This window comes from Vibrio sp. B7, from assembly GCF_963888765.1.
GTDB lineage: Bacteria > Pseudomonadota > Gammaproteobacteria > Enterobacterales > Vibrionaceae > Vibrio > Vibrio anguillarum.
This window is the reverse complement of record NZ_CAWPKR010000033.1, coordinates 134,405-156,587: the sequence shown is the minus strand read 5'-3', so window position 1 is coordinate 156,587 and position 22,183 is coordinate 134,405. Positions and strand designations below refer to the sequence as shown.

Genomic DNA, 22,183 nt, shown 5'->3' with positions numbered 1-22,183 from the left:
GAGGTTATTAATTGTTCAAACTTTATTGTAAATGATCAGACTTTATTGTTAATGATCATACTTTATTGTCTTCCGACAAATATGCGCTCTAACCACCTTGTATCACTCAACCGTTACGGCTTTGGCCAGGTTACGAGGTTGGTCGACATCCGTACCTTTGATTAAAGCAACATAATAAGAAAGAAGCTGCATTGGAATGGTGTAGTAGATCGGCGCGGTAATTTCACTCACGTGTGGCATGGTGATGATTTTCATTGTTTCATCAGCCGCAAAGCCAGCGTCTTGATCGGCAAACACATACAGCAAACCGCCACGAGCACGTACTTCTTCAATGTTAGATTTTAGCTTCTCTAACAGCTCGTTATTTGGCGCAACCACGACAACGGGCATATCAGCATCAATCAGTGCTAATGGGCCGTGCTTTAATTCGCCTGCCGCGTATGCTTCAGCATGAATGTAAGAGATTTCCTTCAGCTTTAATGACGCTTCAAGCGCGATAGGATAAAACTCACCACGGCCCAAGAATAGAGTGTGGTGTTTATCTGCGAAATCTTCAGCCAGTGCTTCAATCTGCTTTTCATAGGCAAGGGCTGCATTAATTTGTGCAGGCAGTGCATGCAGAGCTTCAACAATTTCCGCCTCTTTTTCTTTATTAATGCACTGCTTTTGTTTACCAAGAGCGGTCACTAACATTAGCAAGGTTGCAAGCTGAGTAGTGAAGGCTTTGGTTGACGCCACACCAATCTCTGTTCCAGCGCGAGTCATGAATGCAAAGTCAGATTCACGAACCAGCGAAGAACCCGCTACGTTACAAATAGTCATCGCGGCCATGTAACCTTTTTCTTTCGCCAAGCGCAAAGCGGCTAAGGTATCTGCCGTTTCACCGGATTGAGAAAGCGTGATCAACAAGCTATTTGGACGAGTCACAAATTTGCGATAGCGAAATTCAGAGGCAATTTCCACATCGCAACTCACGCCTGCCAATGCTTCAAACCAATAACGCGCTGTCATGCCTGCGTTGTACGACGTTCCGCAAGCGACGATTTGTACATGTTCCACTTGGCTAAGAATTTCGGCAGCGTTCACGCCAATGCTTTCTGTCACTACGCTGTCTTTGGTGATGCGGCCTTCCATGGTGTTAATCAATGCCGTTGGCTGTTCAAAGATCTCTTTTTGCATGAAATGACGATATTTACCTTTATCGCCAGCGTCGTGCTCTGCGTTAGATTCGCTAATTTCACGCGTCACCTGTTCGCCGTTTGCAGCAAAAACCGTCACATCGCGGCGCGTAACTTCCGCAACATCACCCTCTTCAAGATACATAAAGCTGCGTGTAACATTCAGCAAAGCTAATTGGTCTGAAGCTAAGAAATTCTCACCGACACCAAAACCGATCACGATCGGGCTACCAGAGCGAGCAACCACAACACGGCTTGGATCTTTGCGATCAAGTACCACAGTACCGTAAGCACCCTCGAGTTGTTTAACCGTTTTTTGCACCGCTTCAAGCAGTGAACTGGCCGTGCGCAGTTCCCACTCAACAAGGTGAGCAATCACTTCGGTATCGGTTTGCGATTCAAAAAGGTAGCCGCGTTCACGCAGAACGTCACGTAGCGTTTCATGGTTTTCGATAATGCCGTTATGCACAACCGCAATATCGCCCGACATGTGTGGGTGAGCATTAATTTCGGAAGGTTCACCGTGTGTCGCCCAGCGTGTGTGCGCAATGCCAGTGCCTCCGGCAACATGTTGTTTTTCGACTGCATCGGCTAGCTCTTGCACTTTGCCTAAACGACGAACGCGCGTTAATTGACTCGCACTATCCACCACAGCAACACCGGCTGAATCATAGCCGCGGTATTCCAAGCGGCGTAGTCCTTCCACTAAAATTTCAGCCACATCTCGTTGTGCTACTGCACCGACGATTCCACACATAAGGTTTTTACTCCATTTTAGATTTATGCTTCATCCCTAAAGCCGCAAGCGAAGGCCTTTATTTAGGAATGGTTGAATAGGGGTTAATTAGGCTCGGATCACTCGCACTTGGTGCGATTCAATCAATGCGGCATCTTGAACGGTTAGATCGTTATCGGTCACTAACACGTCGATATGCTCCCAAGCGAGCTCAAGGTTGGGAATTTTTCGGCCAACTTTGTCTGATTCGATCATCACGATCACTTCTCGTGAGACTTCGGCCATCACTTTGCTCAGGCCAATCAGTTCATTGAAGGTGGTGGTGCCACGTTCAAGATCAATACCGTCAGCGCCAATAAACAGTTGGTCAAAATCGTAAGAACGCAGTACAGATTCAGCCACTTTGCCCTGAAAGGACTCGGAATGGGTATCCCAAGTACCGCCCGTCATTAATAGTGTCGGTTCACTTTCTAGTTCATTAAGGGCATTCGCTACGTGCAATGAGTTGGTCATCACAACCAAACCGCGTTTATCATTCAGTTGCTGAATTAATGCTGCCGTAGTACTACCACAGTCAATAACGATGCGATTGTGGTCTCGAATTAACTTAGCCGCCGCCTTAGCCAGCTTTATCTTTCGATTCGAAACTTTAGGATTAAACTCATCATTGACCACCTCTTTAGGCAGTGCAATCGCACCACCGTAACGGCGTAAGAGTTGACCGTTTTTCTCTAAAGAGGCCAAATCCTTTCTAATCGTCACCTCTGAGGTTTCAAACTGAGCAGAGAGTGCATCAACACTGACCTCACCCTGTTCATTCACAAGGTTAGCGATGGTATGTCTTCTCAGTTGTGTATTTCGTTTCGACATTTATATTTTTCTTCAAGATTACGAATCGAAAGCAATATTAATCGAATCGAAACTTTATTGTCTATTTATTTCGATCTAAAAAATTAATAATTCACGCTAAAACCTTGTCCTAAGACAATTCTTAGGCAGTGATATTGAACTCATTAGGTGGTAGAATTCGCGCCGAAAAGAAAAAAAATTACAGAATTGACTGTTATTCTTTTGCAACTTAACCGATTTAAACTCAATAAGTGGCAAAATAACGCTATAAAATCGACAATGCTTGGTCATAAAATGACTAAACTGTTGAAAGACTTTCAGCTCTAATGTCACAAAATCACATCAATATTGTTGGGTAATAGATAAGAAAAATTGCCGCTTGTGATGACGCTAGAACACTCAACCAACTTCAAATTGTAATCATATTTACCGGAGAGAACCTTCCATGAAAAAGACCAAAATCGTATGTACGATTGGCCCTAAAACTGAATCTGTAGAGAAGCTTACTGAGCTAGTGAATGCTGGCATGAACGTTATGCGTTTGAACTTCTCTCACGGTGACTTCGTAGAACACGGCACTCGTATTGCGAACTTCCGTAAAGTAATGGAAAACACTGGTAAACAGCTTGCGATCCTTTTAGACACTAAAGGTCCTGAAATCCGTACCATCAAACTAGAAAATGGTGATGACGTTGATCTCGTGGCTGGCCAGGATTTCACTTTCACTACTGATGCAACTGTTGTAGGTAACAAAGATAAAGTTGCCGTGACTTACTTAGGTTTTGCTAAAGACCTTACTGTAGGTAACAAAATTTTGGTTGATGACGGCCTGATTGAAATGGAAGTGATTGCAACCACAGAAACTGAAGTGAAATGTAAAGTGCTGAACAACGGCGCGCTAGGTGAAAACAAAGGTGTTAACCTTCCTAACGTTTCAGTAAACCTTCCAGCTCTTTCTGAAAAAGATAAAGCAGACCTTAAATTTGGTTGTGAGCAAGGCGTTGATTTTGTTGCGGCTTCTTTCATTCGTAAAGCTGACGACGTACGTGAAATCCGCGAACTGCTAACAGCAAACGGTGGCGCAGATATCCAAATCATCTCTAAAATTGAAAACCAAGAAGGCGTTGATAACTTCGACGAAATTCTTGAGCTTTCTGACGGTATCATGGTTGCTCGTGGCGACCTAGGTGTTGAGATCCCTGCTGAAGAAGTTATCTTTGCACAGAAGATGATGATCGAAAAATGTAACCGCGCACGTAAAGTGGTTATCACAGCAACTCAAATGCTTGATTCAATGATCAAGAACCCACGTCCAACTCGCGCAGAAGCTGGCGACGTAGCCAACGCGGTAATGGATGGTACAGATGCAGTGATGCTTTCTGGCGAAACAGCAAAAGGTAAATACCCTGTTGAAGCGGTCACTATCATGGCGCAAATCTGTGCTCGTACAGACCGCGTTCTACAAGCTGAGTTGGGTTCTCGTTTAGACAGCCCACGCCTACGCATTACTGAAGCCGTATGTAAAGGTGCGGTAGATACTGCTGAGAAATTGGCGGCTCCACTTATCGTGGTCGCAACTGAAGCGGGTAAATCAGCTCGTTCAGTGCGTAAGTACTTCCCAACTGCGAACATCATTGCCGTAACCACTAACAAGAAAACGGCCGCTCAACTTGTTCTGACTAAAGGTGTAACACCGGTTGTTGTTGATACTATCGACAGCACTGATGCGTTCTACATCAATGGTAAAGAGATTGCACTGGCTTCTGGTCTAGGCAAGAAGGGTGACATCGTAGTGATGGTTTCTGGTGCACTTGTTGCCTCAGGTACAACCAACACAGCTTCTGTTCACGTTCTATAATAGAAACGTAAGCTAGAAACAGAAAAATCGGGGCTTGCCCCGATTTTTCTGTTTCCGCTATTTACGCTTTATTTGCCAAACCCATCACTCTTTGTGGTATGCCTTAAGCAAGATCATCACTGCTTTTACACAGTGAAATTCGATTTCGTCCTAAGGTTTTCGCCTCATATAAAGCAATGTCAGCACATTTATACGAGCGTTTACCATCTGCGGTTAAGTCAGTAAAACCAGCGCTGATGGTCACGGTAAGACTTTGCTCTACCTCTACTGCGACTCGTAAGCGGTTCAAGACAATCTCCGCCTCTTCGACAGAAGTGTGCGGCATAATAATCGCAAACTCTTCACCGCCAATACGTGCCAGAAAATCCGTGGCACGCAATGTTTGGCTCAAAATCTCACCAACTTTAATAATGACGCGATCACCTTCATCATGTCCTTGTTCATCATTCACTCGTTTAAAGTAATCAATATCAATTAAGACGAGGCAAACATGATGGCTTTCGGGATAACGTTGAATGATGTGCGTATGATGCTGCAATTCTGCTTCAAATTTACGCCGATTCCATAGCTGAGTTAACGCATCTTTTTCACTCAATTCTCGCAATCGGTTTTCTAAGACTTTGTACTGAGTAATATCGACTAAAGAGGTGATGTAATAACTGACTTTAGTCGCCTCTTTAATCGCTTGAATTCTCATGATGGCGGTTAGAGTCTCACCTTGTGTATTGACCATTTCTACTTCACCTTCCCAGAAATGTTGCTGCGATACCTCTTCAAGCACCTCGAGCATAAACTCCATACCATTTGGACTGAGCAGTAACTTTAATGCGTTACTGCCTTTTATCTCGTCAATAGTCAAACCTGTAATCTTTTCAAATTCGCCATTAACCATCATCACTTTGTGCTTTCTGTCTGAGATCATCACTGCAGACATACCATTCAAGGCCGCTCTTGCCAGTTTGCTTTCAATACTTCGATGATGGTAATGCAACGCCATGGAAACCATGGGAAGCGCAAAAATGAGTATAACGAAGAAGACAAAAAAAGCTTCTTTGATTAAATCGTTGACGTCACGCTTCGCTCGATGCTCTAGTTGCTCATCGGTGAGTTGAATCATCAAAAAAACAGGTTTCAGTGAAGCAAATTTAAGGGTTTTATAAACCGTAACCTTGCCATTTTCGAATACATAGCCAGAAGGAGTTGTCTGCATCTGCTGCCAAGTTTTCGGTAGCAGAAGTGCAAGATTCACGTATTGATTGGACGGTAATAAGTCTCCAAATAATTTGGTTTTATCGTTGGAAGACCAATAGAAACCTGAATCGCCGATAAGCTCAGGAGTTAATTGTGGATCACGGACATGATTTAAACGCGAGGATTGTGACCAAATATCAACATTGAGGACTAAATAGCCTTTTCGTTCCCCTAATACGGTAACTGGCGTGATCACACATAGCATCGGCTGTATAGCCGCAGCACTTCGAGCACTAGCCAATGCAATGCCCCATACACCCACTTCTCCCTCTGACAGGTTTTCTGCAAAGGCAATATAGCCATGATGTGACAGGTCTTGAAGATTTTTTGCACTAGAGGCTAAAGGGTTGTCCGCAGAATGATCAATACGGAGTCGCTCATGCCCAGATAAATCCAAAAGTGTAATCGAACTATACCATGTCTGCTTTTCAGCAACAGAAGACCATATATTTTCAAGATGCTGCCGGTTTATCTCTGAAGGAGAAAAAATAAATTCATACAAACTTTGGCTTCGACTAAGCAAATCAATAATGGAACCGACCTGAGCTTTCAACCCCCGATACTGTCGCTCACTTTCATTGAGTTGATCAAACGCCTCCGCTACCGTGTTTTGCGTTGCGTTGTCTTTCACTTCTTGGTAGCGCTGATAGTAATACCCAGTCACTATTGCGCTGAATAAGAAACAAATGATGAGAAGGATGCTGATTATTTTTGTGTATCTCATGACTTGTCTAAATATTAACCCTAAATAGTGATGAGCGGATTATAGCATCTTAAAAAATAGACAAAACAAAAAGCTACCGATTAATAATACAATCAATTTATGGAAGTAAAGGCTCGTTTTTATCCATTTTAAATTAACTAATTAATCAGTAGCTTAGGAAAGGGCTTAGTTGTTTAATTGATAGACTACGTCCACCCTATCGCGAATAATAAGCGTCGAGTCTTGGTAACTATTAGATTCAGATTTTGCATCCATTGCCATAGCACGCATCATAATCGGCTGCACGCTGGGCGAGTTGTAGTCTATCTGCCACACATCACCTAATTTCAACTTAAATCCTTCCGCCAATGATAGTGCTTTGGTATTCGCATCTTGAATCGCCGCTAGCCGAGCTTGTTGCTGGTATTGCTCTTGATTCCGAACTTTAAGTTGAATATTGTCGACTTGGTTAATGCCCTCACCGAGCGCTACATCAAGGTATTGATTAAGCTGGCTTAAATCTTCAACCTCAACCGTGACACTTCTTGTTGCTTGATAACCCACTAACTCAGGCTTGCCGGACTTAGGGTAGTGATATTGAGGGGCAAGGTAGAGATTTGAACTCGATATTTGTTGGGAAGTCACACCGGATTCTTTCAAACGCGCCACAAATGCTTCTACCACTTTGTCGACCGCTCTTTTTGCCTGCTCCGCCGTCAGCGTCGATTCAACCACTTTAACTGAAAACTCAGCCATATCAGGTGCCGCAACGACTTCACCATAACCTGTCGTTGAAAGATGAGGAAAATTCATTTCCTGCGCCATAGAACCAAAACTGAGCAATCCAGATAATAGCGTTACACTTATCATTAATTTCATGGGAGTTACCTTACTCAAATGGGTGAATACATCATAGGCGATACTCTATATAAGCACAGTTAATAGCTTATGAAATGACACAACTTTGACGTTGAACTTTTATCATTGCGGCAACACTTGGCGAGCATATTGAACGATGGCCTGAGAAATTTCCTGTAATATTCCCGTTTCTAACTGCCAATGATGCCAATAAATACGGTTGGTTAAAATGAACCCTGGTGTAATGTCGGTAAGCGTGCCTATTTCGAGCTCTTGTGCTATCTGTAAGCGAGGGATCAAACAATACGCCGCACCGGATAGGGCTAATTTAACAAAAGCTTCTGAACTACCCACGGTATGGTTTATGACGGCATCTCTTGGCACATTGAAGTGATCATGCAAATATTTTTTATGCAGATCATCATACTGATCATACGATACCGCTGGTGCTTTTTTTAAGGTATGAAAGTTCACACCTTGAGAGAAATAACGCTGATAAAACTCCGGGCTGGCAACACACACATAGTCCATTCGGCCTAAGTAGTCAGCATGACAACCAGGAATGGCTTGCGATTCTAAGCTTATTGCGCCAGCTACTTCGCCATTTTTAATTTTTTCGATCGTACGTGACTCACCGAAAACTGTCAGGTTCAACTCAACTTGCCGCGTTTTCATCGTATTCGATAACGCAGGAAGTAACCAAGTGGCCAAACTGTCCGCATTAGTGGCAATAGCTATTGAAACAGGCCGCGTATTCTCCTCATTCATCAATTCAGGCACCAGTTCATTTTCAAGCAAACACACCCTACGATACAACCCTAGCAATTTTTTTCCCACCAGCGTTGGCCTTGGTGGCTGCTCTCGAATCAGGACCGGTTGGGCGATAAATCTCTCTAGTTGCTTGATTCTTTGAGAAATAGCCGATTGTGAAATATAGAGATTTTCAGCGGCTCGTTCAAAGCTTCCTTGTTGCAGTACCGCATCTAATGCCTCAATCCATTTGTAATCTAGCCCTCTCATCCTAGGCTCCTTTTTATGGTTATTAGTATTACTAATATAATATTAAAATCATTAATTATACTTATTTTTATACTCTCGCTATTGTGCGCTCACTGTATTGAATTATTACGATGAGGTGAGCTGTGAATGTGTGGATTTTGCTACAAGGTTTTGGATTAGGTGCAACGATGATTATTCCTATTGGTGCACAAAATGCCTATGTGCTAAACCAAGGAATTAAGCGCAATCACCACTTAACGACGGCGACCATCTGTAGTCTACTGGATGTGATTTTTATTTCTCTGGGTATATTTGGTGGCGGTGCCCTACTCTCAAGTAACGAAATCTTACTGACCTCGGTTACCTTAGGCGGTGTTGCTTTTCTCTCATTTTATGGATTTATTTCTTTAAGGAGTACCTTCACTTCAACAAGCACTAATGAATCGGATGGCGAAGTGATCGCACGTGGTAAACGAACGGTTATTTTGGGCGCGTTAGCCGTTACTGTGCTTAACCCACATTTATACTTAGATACGGTTGTGATTTTGGGATCGATTGGTGGTCAGTTTGAAGGCCATGATCGCATCGCGTTTGCGCTAGGAACCATGATGGCCTCTTTTGTATGGTTTTATTCTTTATCAATTGGTGCTGCGAAGCTGGGGCCGACGCTCTCAAAGCCTAACGTGAAGAAAGGAATAGACATGGCCGTGGCTGCAATGATGTTTAGCATCGCCTTTATCCTTGCAAAAGGGCTGGCAATTCAATATCTGGTGTAAGTGTATAACCAACAAAAAGAAAGGGCATGAACTGAATAATCATTTCATGCCCTTTTCACTTGATTGAAAATGAATTAATTCATTTTATTCAGATGAACATCCATTTGTGGGAATGGGATCTCAATACCTTCTTTATCTAACTCTTCTTTGATGGCTTGTAACAAATCAAAATAAACAGCCCAATACTCTGTCGTTTTCACCCAAGGACGAACCACAAAATTGACTGAAGAATCGGCCAAGGCCATTACACCGATAGTCGGTGCAGGATCTTTCAACAAACGAGGCTCTGCCGCGACTACTTTAGCCAGCACTTCCTTGGTTTTTTGCAGATTGGACTTATAAGAAACACCAATCACCAAATCAATACGACGAGTGTCATGGCGTGAATAGTTAACAATTGGGCCACTGATGATCGAACCATTAGGCACAATCACCATTTTATTGTCAGGCGTGCGCAGTACTGTTGAAAAAATTTGAATCGATTCAACCGATCCAGCAGTACCACTCACTTCCACGTAATCACCGGATTTGAATGGGCGGAATGCCACAATCAAAACGCCCGCAGCAAAGTTTGATAGGGAGCCTTGTAGCGCTAAACCAACCGCCAATCCAGCCGCACCGATAATGGCCACAACAGAAGCGGTTTGCACACCAATGCGACCTAAAGCGGCAATTAATACCACTACAAATAGCGTATAACGGACTAGACCATGAACAAACTCAACAACTGCTTTGTCCATGTCTTTCTTTTTCAGAGCCTTGGCAACACTTCCAGCGACAGCTTTAACAACAATGTTACCGATAAATAGGATCAGAATAGCGGAAATAATATTGACGCCGTATTGTATCAAAAGATCTGAATTATTGGTCAGCCAAGTATTGGCTTGCGCTAAACCATCGACTAATGGAGCTTCGATGCCCATTGATTCACCTGACATATTGCATTTCCTCTTTATAAAATCATTTTGAATGTTGTTGTTACCACTGAACATCAAAGACAAAAAACGACTGACAGTAGAGTGTCAGTTTTTTGGCACAATATCTCACTTTGGTTATGTTGCAAAGTCAGTTTTATGTAAACACTGACAAAACAAATAGTTACTTGGAAGCATTGATATGAGCTTGTTAGAGGTTAAGCAATATTTTAACAATCCGCCAGTCATTTTGTCTGAATCTCGGTCATAAAAAAACCCGCTCATTGAGCGGGTTCATCACTTAGTCCAGATAAATGAACTTATAGTACGTCGATCGCATTAAGGTCAGCGAAGGCTTTCTCTAAACGAGCAACCATCGATGCTTGACCAGCACGTAGCCATACGCGTGGATCGTAGTATTTCTTGTTTGGCGCAGATTCACCCGTAGGGTTACCAATTTGACCTTGTAGGTAATCATGGTTTTCAGCTTCGTACTGACGGATACCGTCCCAAGTTGCCCACTGAGTATCAGTATCGATGTTCATTTTGATAACACCATAGCTGATTGACTCTTTGATCTCGGCTTCAGAAGAACCAGAACCACCGTGGAATACGAAGTTTAGAGAGTTCGCTGGAAGGCCAAATTTCTCAGAAACATACGCTTGTGAATCACGTAGGATAGTTGGAGTCAGTACCACGTTACCCGCTTGGTAAACACCGTGTACGTTACCGAAAGAAGCTGCGATAGTGAAACGGTGGCTCACTGCGCTCAATTTCTCGTAAGCGTAAGCTACGTCTTCAGGAGAAGTGTACAGCTCAGATGAATCCATGTCTGAGTTGTCAACGCCGTCTTCTTCGCCACCAGTACAACCTAGTTCGATCTCGATAGTCATACCCATTTTAGCCATACGCTCTAGGTATTTCGCACAAGTTTCAACGTTCTCTTCTAGAGGCTCTTCAGAAAGGTCTAGCATATGAGAAGAGAATAGAGGCTTACCAGTTTGAGCGAAGAACTCTTCGCCTGCGTCTAGTAGACCGTCGATCCAAGGAAGTAGTTTCTTCGCAGCGTGGTCAGTGTGAAGAATAACAGGCACACCGTAAGTTTCTGCTACAGCGTGAACATATTTCGCGCCAGCAACCGCACCTAGGATTTGTGCACCTTGACCAGCAAGTTTAACGCCTTTACCAGCAAAGAAAGCCGCTCCACCGTTAGAGAACTGAACAACCACTGGCGCTTTAACTTTAGATGCAGCTTCAAGAACCGCATTGATAGAGTCAGTGTTCACTACGTTTACTGCAGGAAGAGCAAAGTTATTTTGTTTTGCAACTTCAAATACTTTCTGTACGTCATCGCCAGAAATTACGCCTGGTTTTACGAAATCGAAGATCTTAGACATGGATTTGATCCTATTTTTTCTATCGTTTTAAAAATAAAACAGTTAAGTTTAAATTCTTGCAAACGTTTGCTCACAACTGGCGTCATTCTATCAGAATAAAAACACACGTGCAGCAAACAAGAAAGCGGGAATCACTCCCGCTTTCATTAGTCATTAAGCTTTCGCGCGTGCTTCTAGCATTTCAACCGCTGGTAGTACTTTACCTTCAACAAACTCAAGGAATGCACCGCCGCCAGTAGAGATGTAAGAGACATCCGCTTTGATACCGAACTTGTCGATTGCCGCCAGTGTGTCGCCACCACCAGCCACTGAGAAACCTGCAGATTTCGCAATCGCTTCAGAGATACCTTTTGTACCTGCTTCGAAGTTTTTGAATTCAAATACGCCAACAGGACCGTTCCATAGAATGGTTTTTGCGTTAGCGATGATTTCAGCCAGTTGTGCGGTTGAGTCTGGACCTAGGTCGAAAATCATATCGTCATCTTGAACATCCGCCACGTTTTTGATTTCCGCTTCTGCGTTTTCATCAAAGGCTTTTGCACAAGCAACATCTGTTGCTACTGGAATAGAACACTCTTTCATCAACTTTTTAGCCGTTTCAAGCAAGTCTGCTTCATATAGAGACTTACCTACGTTGTGGCCTGCTGCTGCGATGAAAGTGTTAGCAATACCACCGCCAACAACCAGTTGGTCAGCAATTTTAGATAGCGATTCTAGAACCGTTAGTTTAGTAGACACTTTTGAGCCACCAACGATAGCCACTAATGGACGCTCTGGGTTATCCATGGCTTTGCCTAGTGCTTCAAGTTCTGCTGCCAATAGTGGACCAGCACAAGCGATAGGTGCTTGCATACCAATGCCGTGAGTTGAGGCTTGTGCACGGTGAGCCGTACCAAATGCATCCATCACAAATACGTCGCAAAGAGCGGCGTATTTTTTAGATAGTTCTTCTTCGTTCTTTTTCTCGCCTTTGTTAAAGCGAACGTTTTCTAGAACAACAAGCTCACCTGCGTTTAGCTCTAGGCCATTTAGGTAATCTTTTGCCAGTTTCACTTCGCAATCTAGCGCGTCGTTTAGGTAATTAACCACTGGTAGTAGAGAGAACTCTTCCGCGTATTCGCCTTCAGTTGGACGACCTAGGTGAGAAGTAACCATCACTTTAGCGCCCGCCGCTAGGCAGTGCTGAATTGTTGGTAGCGATGCAAGAATACGTGCATCAGAAGTTACTTTGCCATCTTTCACTGGTACGTTTAGGTCAGCACGGATAAATACGCGTTTACCTGCTAGGTCCAGGTCGGTCATCTTGATTACAGACATGGTTTGTCCTCTCAAATATTAATAAATAAAGTTTTTGGAAACCCGGCAACCTTGCCGAGCCTATAAATTCTTCAAACTGGTTATCGATATGGAGATTTGAGTTATTTATTTCAAGCCTGAAAATAAATAAATCTCCATCATCCTGCTACTACTCGGATGCTTGCATTGCGAGTGCCGTATCCAGCATGCGATTCGCAAAGCCCCATTCGTTATCACACCAAACGAGCATTTTAACAAGCTGCCCGTTGCTCACTCTTGTTTGTGAACCATCAACAATCGCACTATGGGGATCGTGGTTAAAATCGATGGAAACAAGCGGAGCTTCAGTATAGTCAACAATGCCACGTAATGTACACTGAGATGCGTTAACAATGGTTTGATTTACGTCATTAACTTTCACATTTGTATTAATTGTGACACTCAAATCCATCGCGGTGACATTAACTGTCGGTACGCGCACTGATATCGCTTCAAATTTGTTAGAAAATTTCGGAAAGATCCTTTCAATTCCTTTGTGCAACTTGGTGTCCACTGGAATGATGGATTGGCTTGCAGAACGTGTTCGACGCAAATCGGTGTGGTAGGCATCGATCACTTGTTGATCATTCATTGACGAGTGAATGGTGGTAATGGTTCCTGAATCGATACCAAACGCTTCATCAAGCACTTTAATAATCGGTACAATGCAATTGGTGGTACAGGATCCGTTTGACACAATGCGGTGTTCTGCGGTTAGCGTCTCATGGTTGACCCCATAAATGATTGTATTATCGAGATCATGTGAGCCTGGATGTGAAAAGAGTACCTTCTTTGCGCCTGCCTCAATGTGCTCCAAACCATCGGCTTTTGAGCCGTACACCCCCGTGCAGTCGAGCACAATATCAACGCCTAAATCGCGCCATGGCAGAAGTTTGATTTCACTAAGGTGCAAAATTCGAATCGAGTCATACTCATCCAGCCCATGATGAACATAGATATGCTCTTGATCATTGGTGATCTTTTTACCAAATCGACCATGAGTAGTGTCGTATTGCAGTAGGTGCGCCATGGCATCAGGTAGCGCCAGCTCATTCACCGCCACCACTTTTATCTGCTGACTTTTTCCACTTTCATATATCGCACGCAGCACGTTGCGCCCGATACGCCCAAAACCATTGATCGCGACTTTAAGCATCATTCCATCGTCTTAACTTTTTTCGTGGTACAGATAGTAACCGATAGCGACCAAGAGCAACACCCCAAGCCATCAGTTGTCGCAAAAGATTCCGTTTCTAAACGGACTCAAGGTACAAGCAACGGCGGCTACGACAAGAAAGATGACCATAAAAAATGGCTCACCAAACGGGAGCCATTTCATTTGCGGTATTGATGGTTTAAAAGTTAACGTCAATACCTAACCAATAACGACGTCCATCTTCTACATAGCCATATTCTTGGTATGAAATTTCTTCATCGAGTAGATTGTAAATCGCACCTTTCAAGCTTACTTGAGAAGAAAGCGCGTAAGTGATGCCAGTATCGATGAACTGATAAGCTGGCTCAATCAAGCTGCTACGAGAAGGGCCAGTGACTGGGTTGCTCTCTTTTCCACGATAAGTCAGCTTCAACCAACTGCTCAAGTTGTCAGTCGCTTGCCAATCAATATCAGCGCTGAAGCGATGTTCAGGTTGTTGCTCAAGTGGCATACCTTGATATTTTCCGGTTTTTTGCTCTGAGTCAGTAAAGGTATAACTCGCGTTGAAATAAACCGTTTCTGTGATAGGTAAACCGAGCGTACTTTCGACCCCACGCGTGTACGCTTCATCAACGTTCACTCGATAAGTGGGATCAGAGCCCCACTCGTTCGGGCCTGCAGTACAGACGTTGCTTGGGCACACAACACGGGTAATTTTGTCTTTGAAATCATTATGGAAGAAAGTCAAACTCGCGTTAAGACCCTCTCCATTTTGGTACATCAACCCCAACTCTTTGTTAATCGAGGTTTCGGGTTTTAAGTCTGGATTACCGTAAATATTACCGCCTTGACTCACTTGCGCCCAATTTGGCGTGACTTCTCTGAGCTGCGGTGAACGAAAACCCGTTGCCACGCCACCTTTCAGAATCCACGCTGGATTGATGGTCCACACGCCATACGCTCTTGGGCTAAAATGAGAACCATAATTTTCATCGTGGTCAACACGGCCACCTAAGGTTAGGTTAAACGACTCGGTCATGCGCCACTCGTCTTCAACAAACGCCGCCCATTGAGTGCTTTCAATCTGAGTTAAATCAGAGGCTTTATTTGAGGTGAAATCTTCTAACTTTGAATGTGAAGCCTCAATGCCTACGGTTGCCGTATTGTTAGTCAATGGCACCACTAAGCTTGATTTAGCCACCGTATTGATGATCTCCATCTCACGGCTTTTATTGTTACTTACTTCACGTTGGACATAAGTATCCGACACACCATAGTCGCCCCAATCCCCTTGGTGAGAAAGGGAAATATAGGTTCTACGGTATTCGTTTAAGCTGTCTTCGCACCCACCTTTACAACCTGTCGTTGGCACGGATAACCCCACATTGCCTCGGCGATCTTGTGCGGAAGTGCCCACTTCAAAAGTCAGATCATGCTGCTCATTAAGTTGGTAGTTCAACTTTGAAGTTAAACTTTTTAAGCTTTTGTCTTGGTAGCCACGTTCAATCTTATCTTCATCGCGTTCGGTACTCTGTCCATAAACTTGCAGAGAAAGATTGTCGGCCAGTGGCCCTGTCAGGAAGAAGTTGACGCCGTTCTGATCGCCAGAATCGCGATTTTCTTGGAAAACCGTATCCAACTGAACACTGCCTGACCACTCTTGATTATCTTTTCGTGTGATGATGTTGATCACACCACCAATGGCATCTGAGCCATACAAAGTCGACATTGGGCCACGAATCACTTCAATTCGTTCAATGGCTTGCAGTGGTGGCATCCATCCCTGCTCAATACCTGGGCCATCACTATTTGGTCGAGTTTGACGCGAAGATTGACGCTTACCATCGACTAACATCAAGGTGTAGTTTGAACTCATACCGCGCAAGCTAATGTCTGTTTTATCACCACCTCCAGTCACCAACACGCCCGGCACACTGCGCAGTGCATCGGTTACATCACGATAATAACGTGATTGCAACTCTTCTCGTGTAATCACACTGATACTCGCTGGAGCCTGCGCTTGTGTTTGTTCAAAACCAGCCGCCGTCACCACTAATTTCTCATAAGATTGAATTTCTTCAGCGAACACGTGTGATGAGGTGAATAACCCGAGCGCCACAGTAATTGCAACATTCAGCGGATTGAGTCTGGACATGTACCACTCCTTTAAATGATAATGATTATTAATTTCAGGAGTGGATTATTCATAATTTTGATGATTGAGATAGATAGACAGATGGAATGGTCGATACCGAATATGGAACACAGTGATGATTAGATTAAAAGGCCATTTTACTTATGCATGATTTCAGTGCGATCAAAGCTTTCCATGCTCTCTGTCAATACAAAAGCCTGACTGCGGCGGCGAAAGCGCTGGAACAGCCTAAGTCCACCCTCAGTCGACGTTTGGCGTCTTTGGAAAACGATCTCGGACAAGCCTTAATTGCTCGGCAAGGCAACCGTCTAACTTTGACTAAAGCTGGGCAAGTTTTTGCAGTCTATACAGAACAACTGCTTGAATTAGCAGAAAAAAGCCATGAAGCACTGCAAGAGTTTAATAACCAAATCAGCGGTGAAATGACCTTGGTGGTTCATCCGAACTTAATTCGTGGCTGGTTGAGCAACGTATTGGATGAGTTCATGCAAACCCACACCGAAATCAACATTCGACTCTACAGCCAATATGTGGCAGAAGAGTCGCATCTTGAGCCTGATTTACTGATTTGGATTGGCCCGTTTGCTCAACAAGGCTGGAGACGTGAATTGCTCGGCCATTGGCAATATTCACCTTATGCGTCGCCACACTATCTTGCCAATAACGACATGCCAGAGCATCCACAAGATCTAGTCAAACATCCTTGGATTGATTTTATCGCTTTTCGCCAAGAAGCTTTGGCTCTCATCCATCCTATTCACGGCAGCTATCTTTTACCTGCGCTCACAAGCCGCTTGCAGAGTGACAATTTAGCTATGCAAGCGGATGCGATAGCCAAAGGAAGAGGCATCGGCTTACTGCCAACATGGTTTGCCAAAGGCTTTGAACAAGCGCACCCAAACAGTGTGCAAGCATGTTTGCCAGAATGGTTGTCGCCACCCACTGAAATTAGTTGTCATTATCCAGCAGGCAGACATCCGCTCAAACTGCGTCTGTTTATCGACGCGCTACGTCAAGCCTGTCCTGAGGAATGGAAAGCACCATAAACATCAAGATCAAAAAAGCCCAGCGAATGACTCGCTGGGCTTTTGCATTAAAAATAAGAAGACTTAAGCAAGCAGCTCTTGTGCTTGTTTCACCACGTTTTCAGTTGTAAAGCCGAACATTTTGAACAGTTGATCCGCTGGTGCTGACTCACCAAAGGTAGTCATACCGATGATCTTGCCGCCAAAACCAACGTACTTGTACCAGAAATCCGCGATACCTGCTTCAATTGCAATACGCTTAGTCACGGCGGCTGGTAGTACGGCTTCGCGGTAGGCTGCGTCTTGTTTATCAAACGCATCGGTCGATGGCATCGAAACTACGCGCACTTTCTTACCTTCGGCTGTAAGTTGCTCTGCAGCTTTTACCGCCAGTTCAACTTCAGAGCCAGTGGCAATCAGGATAAGCTCAGGCTGACCCGCGCACTCTTTTAGGATGTAACCACCTTTCGCGATATCCGCAACTTGCGCTTCGCTACGTGGTTGCTGCGCTAGGTTTTGACGAGAGAAAATCAGCGCTGATGGGCCATCTTTACGCTCAATCGCCAACTTCCATGCGACGGCTGATTCCACTTGGTCACACGGACGCCATGTGCTCATGTTTGGTGTCAAACGCAGTGAAGCCACTTGCTCAACCGGTTGATGGGTTGGGCCATCTTCACCCAAGCCAATCGAGTCATGAGTGTAGACTTGGATGTTCTGAATCTTCATCAGCGCGGCCATACGCATTGCATTACGGGCGTATTCCATAAACATCAGGAAGGTTGCGCCGTAAGGAACGAAGCCACCGTGCAGCGCGATACCGTTCATGATGGCAGTCATACCGAATTCACGCACACCATAGTGAATGTAGTTACCCGAGAAGTCTTCCGCCGTGAGCGACTGAGAGCCCGACCACATGGTGAGGTTAGACGGTGCCAAGTCCGCCGAGCCGCCCATAAATTCTGGCAGCATTTTACCAAACGCTTCCAGCGCATTTTGTGACGCTTTACGTGACGCAATATTGGCTGGGTTAGCTTGAAGGTCAGCGATAATTTGACTCGCTTTCGCTTCCCATTCTGCTGGCAACTCGCCATTTACGCGGCGTTTGAACTCAGCGGCTTCGGCTGGGTAAGCGGCGGCGTAAGCTTCAAACTTGGCGTTCCAATCTGTTTCTTTCGCTTGGCCAGCTTCTTTGGCATCCCACTGCGCGTAAATGTCGGCAGGGATGTGGAAAGGTGCATGCGGCCAACCCAGGAATTCACGCGCTGCTTTGATTTCTTCAGCGCCTAAAGGGGCACCGTGACAGTCGTGTGAGCCCGCTTTGTTTGGCGAGCCAAAACCGATGATGGTTTTGGTGCAAATCAAGGTTGGACGAGGGTCAGCTTTCGCAGCCTCAATCGCGGCATTAATCGCTTCAGCGTTATGTCCATCAACCGCAGCAATAACATGCCAGCCATACGCTTCAAAACGTTTTGGCGTGTCATCAGAGAACCAGCCTTCCACATGACCATCGATAGAGATGCCGTTGTCATCCCAAAACGCAATCAGTTTGCCAAGGCCCAGTGTTCCCGCCAGAGAACACGCCTCGTGCGAGATGCCTTCCATCAAACAACCATCACCCATGAACACATAAGTGAAGTGGTCAACGATGTCGTGACCCGGTTTGTTGAACTGCGCCGCCAGTGCTTTTTCAGCCATCGCCATGCCGACCGCATTGGTAATACCTTGGCCTAGTGGGCCCGTGGTGGTTTCAATGCCCGGCGCGTAACCGTATTCTGGGTGACCCGGTGTTTTTGAGTGCAATTGACGGAAGTTTTTCAAATCATCAATCGACAGCGCGTAACCGCTCAGGTGCAATAAAGAGTAAATCAGCATTGAGCCGTGGCCGTTCGACAGCACAAAACGGTCGCGGTCAGCCCATTGTGGGTTTTGTGGGTTATGGTTTAAGTGGCTACGCCAAAGCACTTCAGCGATATCCGCCATACCCATCGGTGCACCAGGGTGACCAGAGTTAGCTTGTTGAACACCGTCCATACTAAGAGCACGGATGGCATTGGCGAGTTCTTTATTAGAAACAAGGTTACGGGAAGACATGTCTGCTCCTGAGTGCATTAAGCGAATTCAAATTAACGGAAATGGGCTGAAAATAGCGCGGCTATTCTCTCAAAGCACTTTTCTCACTGCAAACGTTTTACTGGAGAAATAGTGCTCTTTAGCGCTTATTTTTAGGATAAAAAACCAAACTCCAATTTTTCATCTAAATTTAAGCAAACGTTTGGTTTACAGACAGGCGTAAAAATAACTTGTAATTCGACCATTCAAAACTAGAATAGACGTCTAGATGTAGAAACACCTACATAAACTAATGAATAACGATGGTGAGCGAAGCTTGCCATAGTCCAACGATTAAAAGTGGAGCTCTCATGGTTAAGCACCTATTTACTTCTGAATCCGTTTCAGAAGGCCATCCAGATAAAATTGCAGACCAAATTTCTGATGCAGTTTTGGATGCGATTCTAGAACAAGACATCAAAGCGCGTGTTGCTTGTGAAACTTACGTGAAAACCGGCATGGTCATGGTTGGTGGTGAAATCACGACCTCTGCATGGGTAGACATTGAAGAGCTTACTCGCCAAACCGTTCGTGAAATTGGTTACGTCAACTCAGAGATGGGTTTCGATGCCAATTCTTGCGCTGTTTTGAATACCATTGGTAAACAGTCACCTGATATCAACCAAGGTGTTGATAAGGCCGACCCTAAAGAACAAGGCGCCGGTGACCAAGGTATTATGTTCGGTTACGCGACCAACGAAACTGAAATCCTGATGCCAGCACCAATCACCTACGCTCACCGCTTGATGCAAAAACAAGCAGAAGTGCGTAAAAATGGCACGCTTTCTTGGCTACGTCCTGATGCAAAATCTCAAGTTACCTTCCAATATGACCAAGGTAAAATTGTCGGAATTGATGCAGTCGTTCTTTCAACGCAACATTGCGACTCTATCTCGACAGCTGACCTACGCGAAGGCGTCATGGAAGAGATCATTAAGCCTGTGTTGCCAGCCGAGTGGCTTAGCAAAGAGACCAAATTCTTCATCAACCCAACCGGTCGTTTTGTGATTGGCGGCCCAATGGGTGACTGTGGTTTAACTGGTCGTAAGATCATTGTTGATACCTACGGCGGCGCAGCGCGTCACGGTGGTGGTGCATTCTCTGGTAAAGATCCATCAAAAGTAGACCGTAGTGCAGCCTACGCGGCGCGTTATGTAGCGAAAAACATCGTAGCAGCTGGCCTTGCTGACCGCTGTGAAATTCAGTTGTCATACGCGATTGGTATCGCAGATCCAACCTCAATCATGGTCGAAACCTTTGGTACTGAGAAAGTATCACAAGAAATCATCATTGAAGCGGTACGCCAGCACTTTGACCTACGCCCATACGGCCTACAAGAAATGCTCAATTTGCTGCAACCGATCTACAAGAAAACCGCCGCTTACGGTCACTTCGGCCGTGAAGAGTTTCCTTGGGAAGCGACTGACAAAGCCGCCATCCTGCGTGACTTTGCTGGCTTGAAGTAATTTTCAACCTAGTTTAAATTTGTAAGCCCTTGCTCATTCGCAAGGGCTTTTTTCTAGGAATGAATCTGTGCCTAATTTTGAGCTACATTACCGTGTGCAAGTAAAAGCAAAACAGTGCATCACAACCGCTCGTCACTATTTTCAACACGACTTCCCTATGCCGAGTATCAGCTATCAGTTACGGGGAAAGGCGGCAGGTAAGGCTTATTTACAACGTTGGGAAATCAGACTGAATCCAGTGCTGTTTGCTGAAAATCAACGCGCCTTTCTCGATGAAGTGATCCCACATGAAATCGCCCACCTAATTACCTACCAGCGCTATGGTCGTGTTCGTCCACACGGTAAAGAGTGGCAGGCCGTGATGAATCAAGTGTTTCATTTACCAGCCAATACCACTCATCGCTTTGAAGTCTCTTCTGTGCAAGGCAAAACCTTTGAATATCACTGCGCTTGTGCGCATTATCCGCTCACTGTCCGTCGTCACAATAAAGTGATGCGCAATCAAGCCACCTACCGCTGCCAACACTGTGCACAAACGCTCCATTTTACTGGCGTGCAGCTTTCATAAATAAACTTTGGTTGCTGCTACTTGAATCCACAGCGGTGTGGTTACACCCATCTACAATTAACAACAAAAACATCATTTATTATTCTTTAATCTGAGTGTTAGACTAATAAAAACCATACTTATATCAGTCTAAATGATGTCCTATTTTCGCTTATTGCTTGTGAATAGCAGCTTAGCTTTGTTCTCGTTTTGTGCCCTAGCTGCGCCTCCCGCTTCCTTTTCTCAAGCTAAAAAAGAAGCATTGAAAATCTATCATGATCATCCAGTGAGCTTTTACTGCGGTTGTGACATTGCATGGCAAGGTAAGAAAGGCACGCCCGACTTACAAACTTGTGGTTACCAAGTTCGCAAACAACAAACTCGCGCCAGCCGTATTGAATGGGAACACGTCGTCCCTGCTTGGCAATTTGGCCACCAGCGTCAGTGCTGGCAACAAGGTGGGCGTAAAAATTGCACCAAAAATGATACTATTTTTCGTTCGATGGAAGCTGATCTCCACAACCTGACGCCGGCGATTGGCGAAGTCAACGGCGATCGTTCAAACTACAATTTCAGTCAGTGGAATGGCGTAGAAGGTGAAAGCTATGGCCGTTGTGAAATGCAGGTCGATTTTAAACAACGCAAAGTCATGCCACCCGATAGAGCACGTGGCTCAATTGCTCGTACCTATCTGTACATGAGCCAAAACTATGGCTTTCAGTTATCCAAGTCCCAAACACAACTAATGCAAGCTTGGAATCGCCAATACCCAGCCGATGAGTGGGAATGCAAACGCGATCAGCGAATTGCCAAAGTTCAAGGCAACCACAACCCATTTGTGCAGCAACAGTGCCGTTCATAAGGTACT

Annotated in this window: 17 protein-coding genes; 6 read left to right on the top strand and 11 right to left on the bottom strand. The window is 44.8% G+C overall.

From position 1 onward, the window contains the following. Nucleotides 1–102: 102 nt before the first annotated feature. Both glmS and AACV32_RS10260 read right to left on the bottom strand, forming a co-directional pair. Entirely contained in the window at nucleotides 103–1,935 is a 1,833-nt protein-coding gene (gene glmS / locus AACV32_RS10265; RefSeq protein WP_170895020.1) for a glutamine--fructose-6-phosphate transaminase (isomerizing), read from the bottom strand. A gap of 87 nt (nucleotides 1,936–2,022) precedes the next feature. Next, complete coding sequence (locus AACV32_RS10260; RefSeq protein ID WP_013857797.1) at nucleotides 2,023–2,784, bottom strand: DeoR/GlpR family DNA-binding transcription regulator; 762 nt, start codon at nucleotides 2,782–2,784, stop codon at nucleotides 2,023–2,025. A gap of 424 nt (nucleotides 2,785–3,208) precedes the next feature. On the opposite strand from AACV32_RS10260, the gene pykF reads away from it, so the two are divergent. Next, the gene (gene pykF, locus AACV32_RS10255; protein ID WP_026027602.1) at nucleotides 3,209–4,621 is read left to right on the top strand and encodes a pyruvate kinase PykF; all 1,413 of its coding nucleotides are present in this window, start codon (nucleotides 3,209–3,211) and stop codon (nucleotides 4,619–4,621) included. 103 nt (nucleotides 4,622–4,724) lie between these two features. Here the strand turns inward: pykF and AACV32_RS10250 are convergent, their stop codons facing one another. The 3 genes from AACV32_RS10250 to AACV32_RS10240 form a co-directional block, all read right to left on the bottom strand. Then, complete coding sequence (locus tag AACV32_RS10250) at nucleotides 4,725–6,596, bottom strand: sensor domain-containing diguanylate cyclase (protein ID WP_017049515.1); 1,872 nt, start codon at nucleotides 6,594–6,596, stop codon at nucleotides 4,725–4,727. A gap of 165 nt (nucleotides 6,597–6,761) precedes the next feature. Next, nucleotides 6,762–7,454 carry an oxidative stress defense protein gene (locus AACV32_RS10245; protein WP_026028482.1) on the bottom strand — a complete coding sequence of 231 codons (693 nt, stop codon included), beginning with the start codon at nucleotides 7,452–7,454 and terminating at the stop codon, nucleotides 6,762–6,764. A 102-nt stretch (nucleotides 7,455–7,556) separates the two neighbouring features. Further along, nucleotides 7,557–8,453 carry a LysR family transcriptional regulator ArgP gene (locus AACV32_RS10240; protein ID WP_017045436.1) on the bottom strand — a complete coding sequence of 299 codons (897 nt, stop codon included), beginning with the start codon at nucleotides 8,451–8,453 and terminating at the stop codon, nucleotides 7,557–7,559. 122 nt (nucleotides 8,454–8,575) lie between these two features. Between AACV32_RS10240 and AACV32_RS10235 the strand changes: the two genes are divergently transcribed. Beyond that, on the top strand, nucleotides 8,576–9,208 hold the full coding sequence (locus AACV32_RS10235) for a LysE/ArgO family amino acid transporter (protein ID WP_017045435.1): 633 nt from the start codon (nucleotides 8,576–8,578) through the stop codon (nucleotides 9,206–9,208). A gap of 74 nt (nucleotides 9,209–9,282) precedes the next feature. Here AACV32_RS10235 and mscS read toward each other — a convergent pair whose 3' ends face one another. The 5 genes from mscS to AACV32_RS10210 form a co-directional block, all read right to left on the bottom strand. Beyond that, nucleotides 9,283–10,209 carry a small-conductance mechanosensitive channel MscS gene (gene mscS / locus AACV32_RS10230; protein ID WP_164996748.1) on the bottom strand — a complete coding sequence of 309 codons (927 nt, stop codon included), beginning with the start codon at nucleotides 10,207–10,209 and terminating at the stop codon, nucleotides 9,283–9,285. Nucleotides 10,210–10,442: 233 nt separating this feature from the next. After that, a complete protein-coding gene (gene fbaA, locus AACV32_RS10225; protein WP_017049518.1) occupies nucleotides 10,443–11,519 on the bottom strand; it encodes a class II fructose-bisphosphate aldolase in 1,077 nt (358 codons plus the stop codon). Nucleotides 11,520–11,672: 153 nt separating this feature from the next. Then, a complete protein-coding gene (locus AACV32_RS10220) occupies nucleotides 11,673–12,836 on the bottom strand; it encodes a phosphoglycerate kinase (RefSeq protein ID WP_170895021.1) in 1,164 nt (387 codons plus the stop codon). Between the two features lie 148 nt (nucleotides 12,837–12,984). After that, nucleotides 12,985–14,010, bottom strand: coding sequence for an erythrose-4-phosphate dehydrogenase (gene epd / locus AACV32_RS10215; protein WP_026027970.1), 1,026 nt, complete (start codon nucleotides 14,008–14,010; stop codon nucleotides 12,985–12,987). A 199-nt stretch (nucleotides 14,011–14,209) separates the two neighbouring features. Beyond that, entirely contained in the window at nucleotides 14,210–16,165 is a 1,956-nt protein-coding gene (locus tag AACV32_RS10210) for a ligand-gated channel protein (RefSeq protein ID WP_170895022.1), read from the bottom strand. Between the two features lie 143 nt (nucleotides 16,166–16,308). Here AACV32_RS10210 and AACV32_RS10205 point away from each other — a divergent pair, with 143 nt between their 5' ends. After that, complete coding sequence (locus AACV32_RS10205) at nucleotides 16,309–17,211, top strand: LysR family transcriptional regulator (protein WP_019282284.1); 903 nt, start codon at nucleotides 16,309–16,311, stop codon at nucleotides 17,209–17,211. A 63-nt stretch (nucleotides 17,212–17,274) separates the two neighbouring features. Here the strand turns inward: AACV32_RS10205 and tkt are convergent, their stop codons facing one another. Then, nucleotides 17,275–19,284, bottom strand: a complete 2,010-nt coding sequence (gene tkt, locus AACV32_RS10200) for a transketolase (protein WP_017049522.1) — start codon at nucleotides 19,282–19,284, stop codon at nucleotides 17,275–17,277. Between the two features lie 329 nt (nucleotides 19,285–19,613). Between tkt and metK the strand changes: the two genes are divergently transcribed. The 3 genes from metK (at nucleotide 19,614) to endA (ending at nucleotide 22,177) form a co-directional block, all read left to right on the top strand. After that, a complete protein-coding gene (gene metK / locus AACV32_RS10195) occupies nucleotides 19,614–20,768 on the top strand; it encodes a methionine adenosyltransferase (protein WP_026027375.1) in 1,155 nt (384 codons plus the stop codon). A 67-nt stretch (nucleotides 20,769–20,835) separates the two neighbouring features. After that, nucleotides 20,836–21,336 (top strand): SprT family zinc-dependent metalloprotease, encoded by a 501-nt coding sequence (locus AACV32_RS10190; protein ID WP_170895023.1) that lies wholly within the window; start codon nucleotides 20,836–20,838, stop codon nucleotides 21,334–21,336. Between the two features lie 133 nt (nucleotides 21,337–21,469). Further along, nucleotides 21,470–22,177: a deoxyribonuclease I gene (endA, locus tag AACV32_RS10185; protein WP_094150972.1), complete on the top strand. Its 708-nt coding sequence runs from the start codon at nucleotides 21,470–21,472 to the stop codon at nucleotides 22,175–22,177. Nucleotides 22,178–22,183 lie beyond the last annotated feature (6 nt).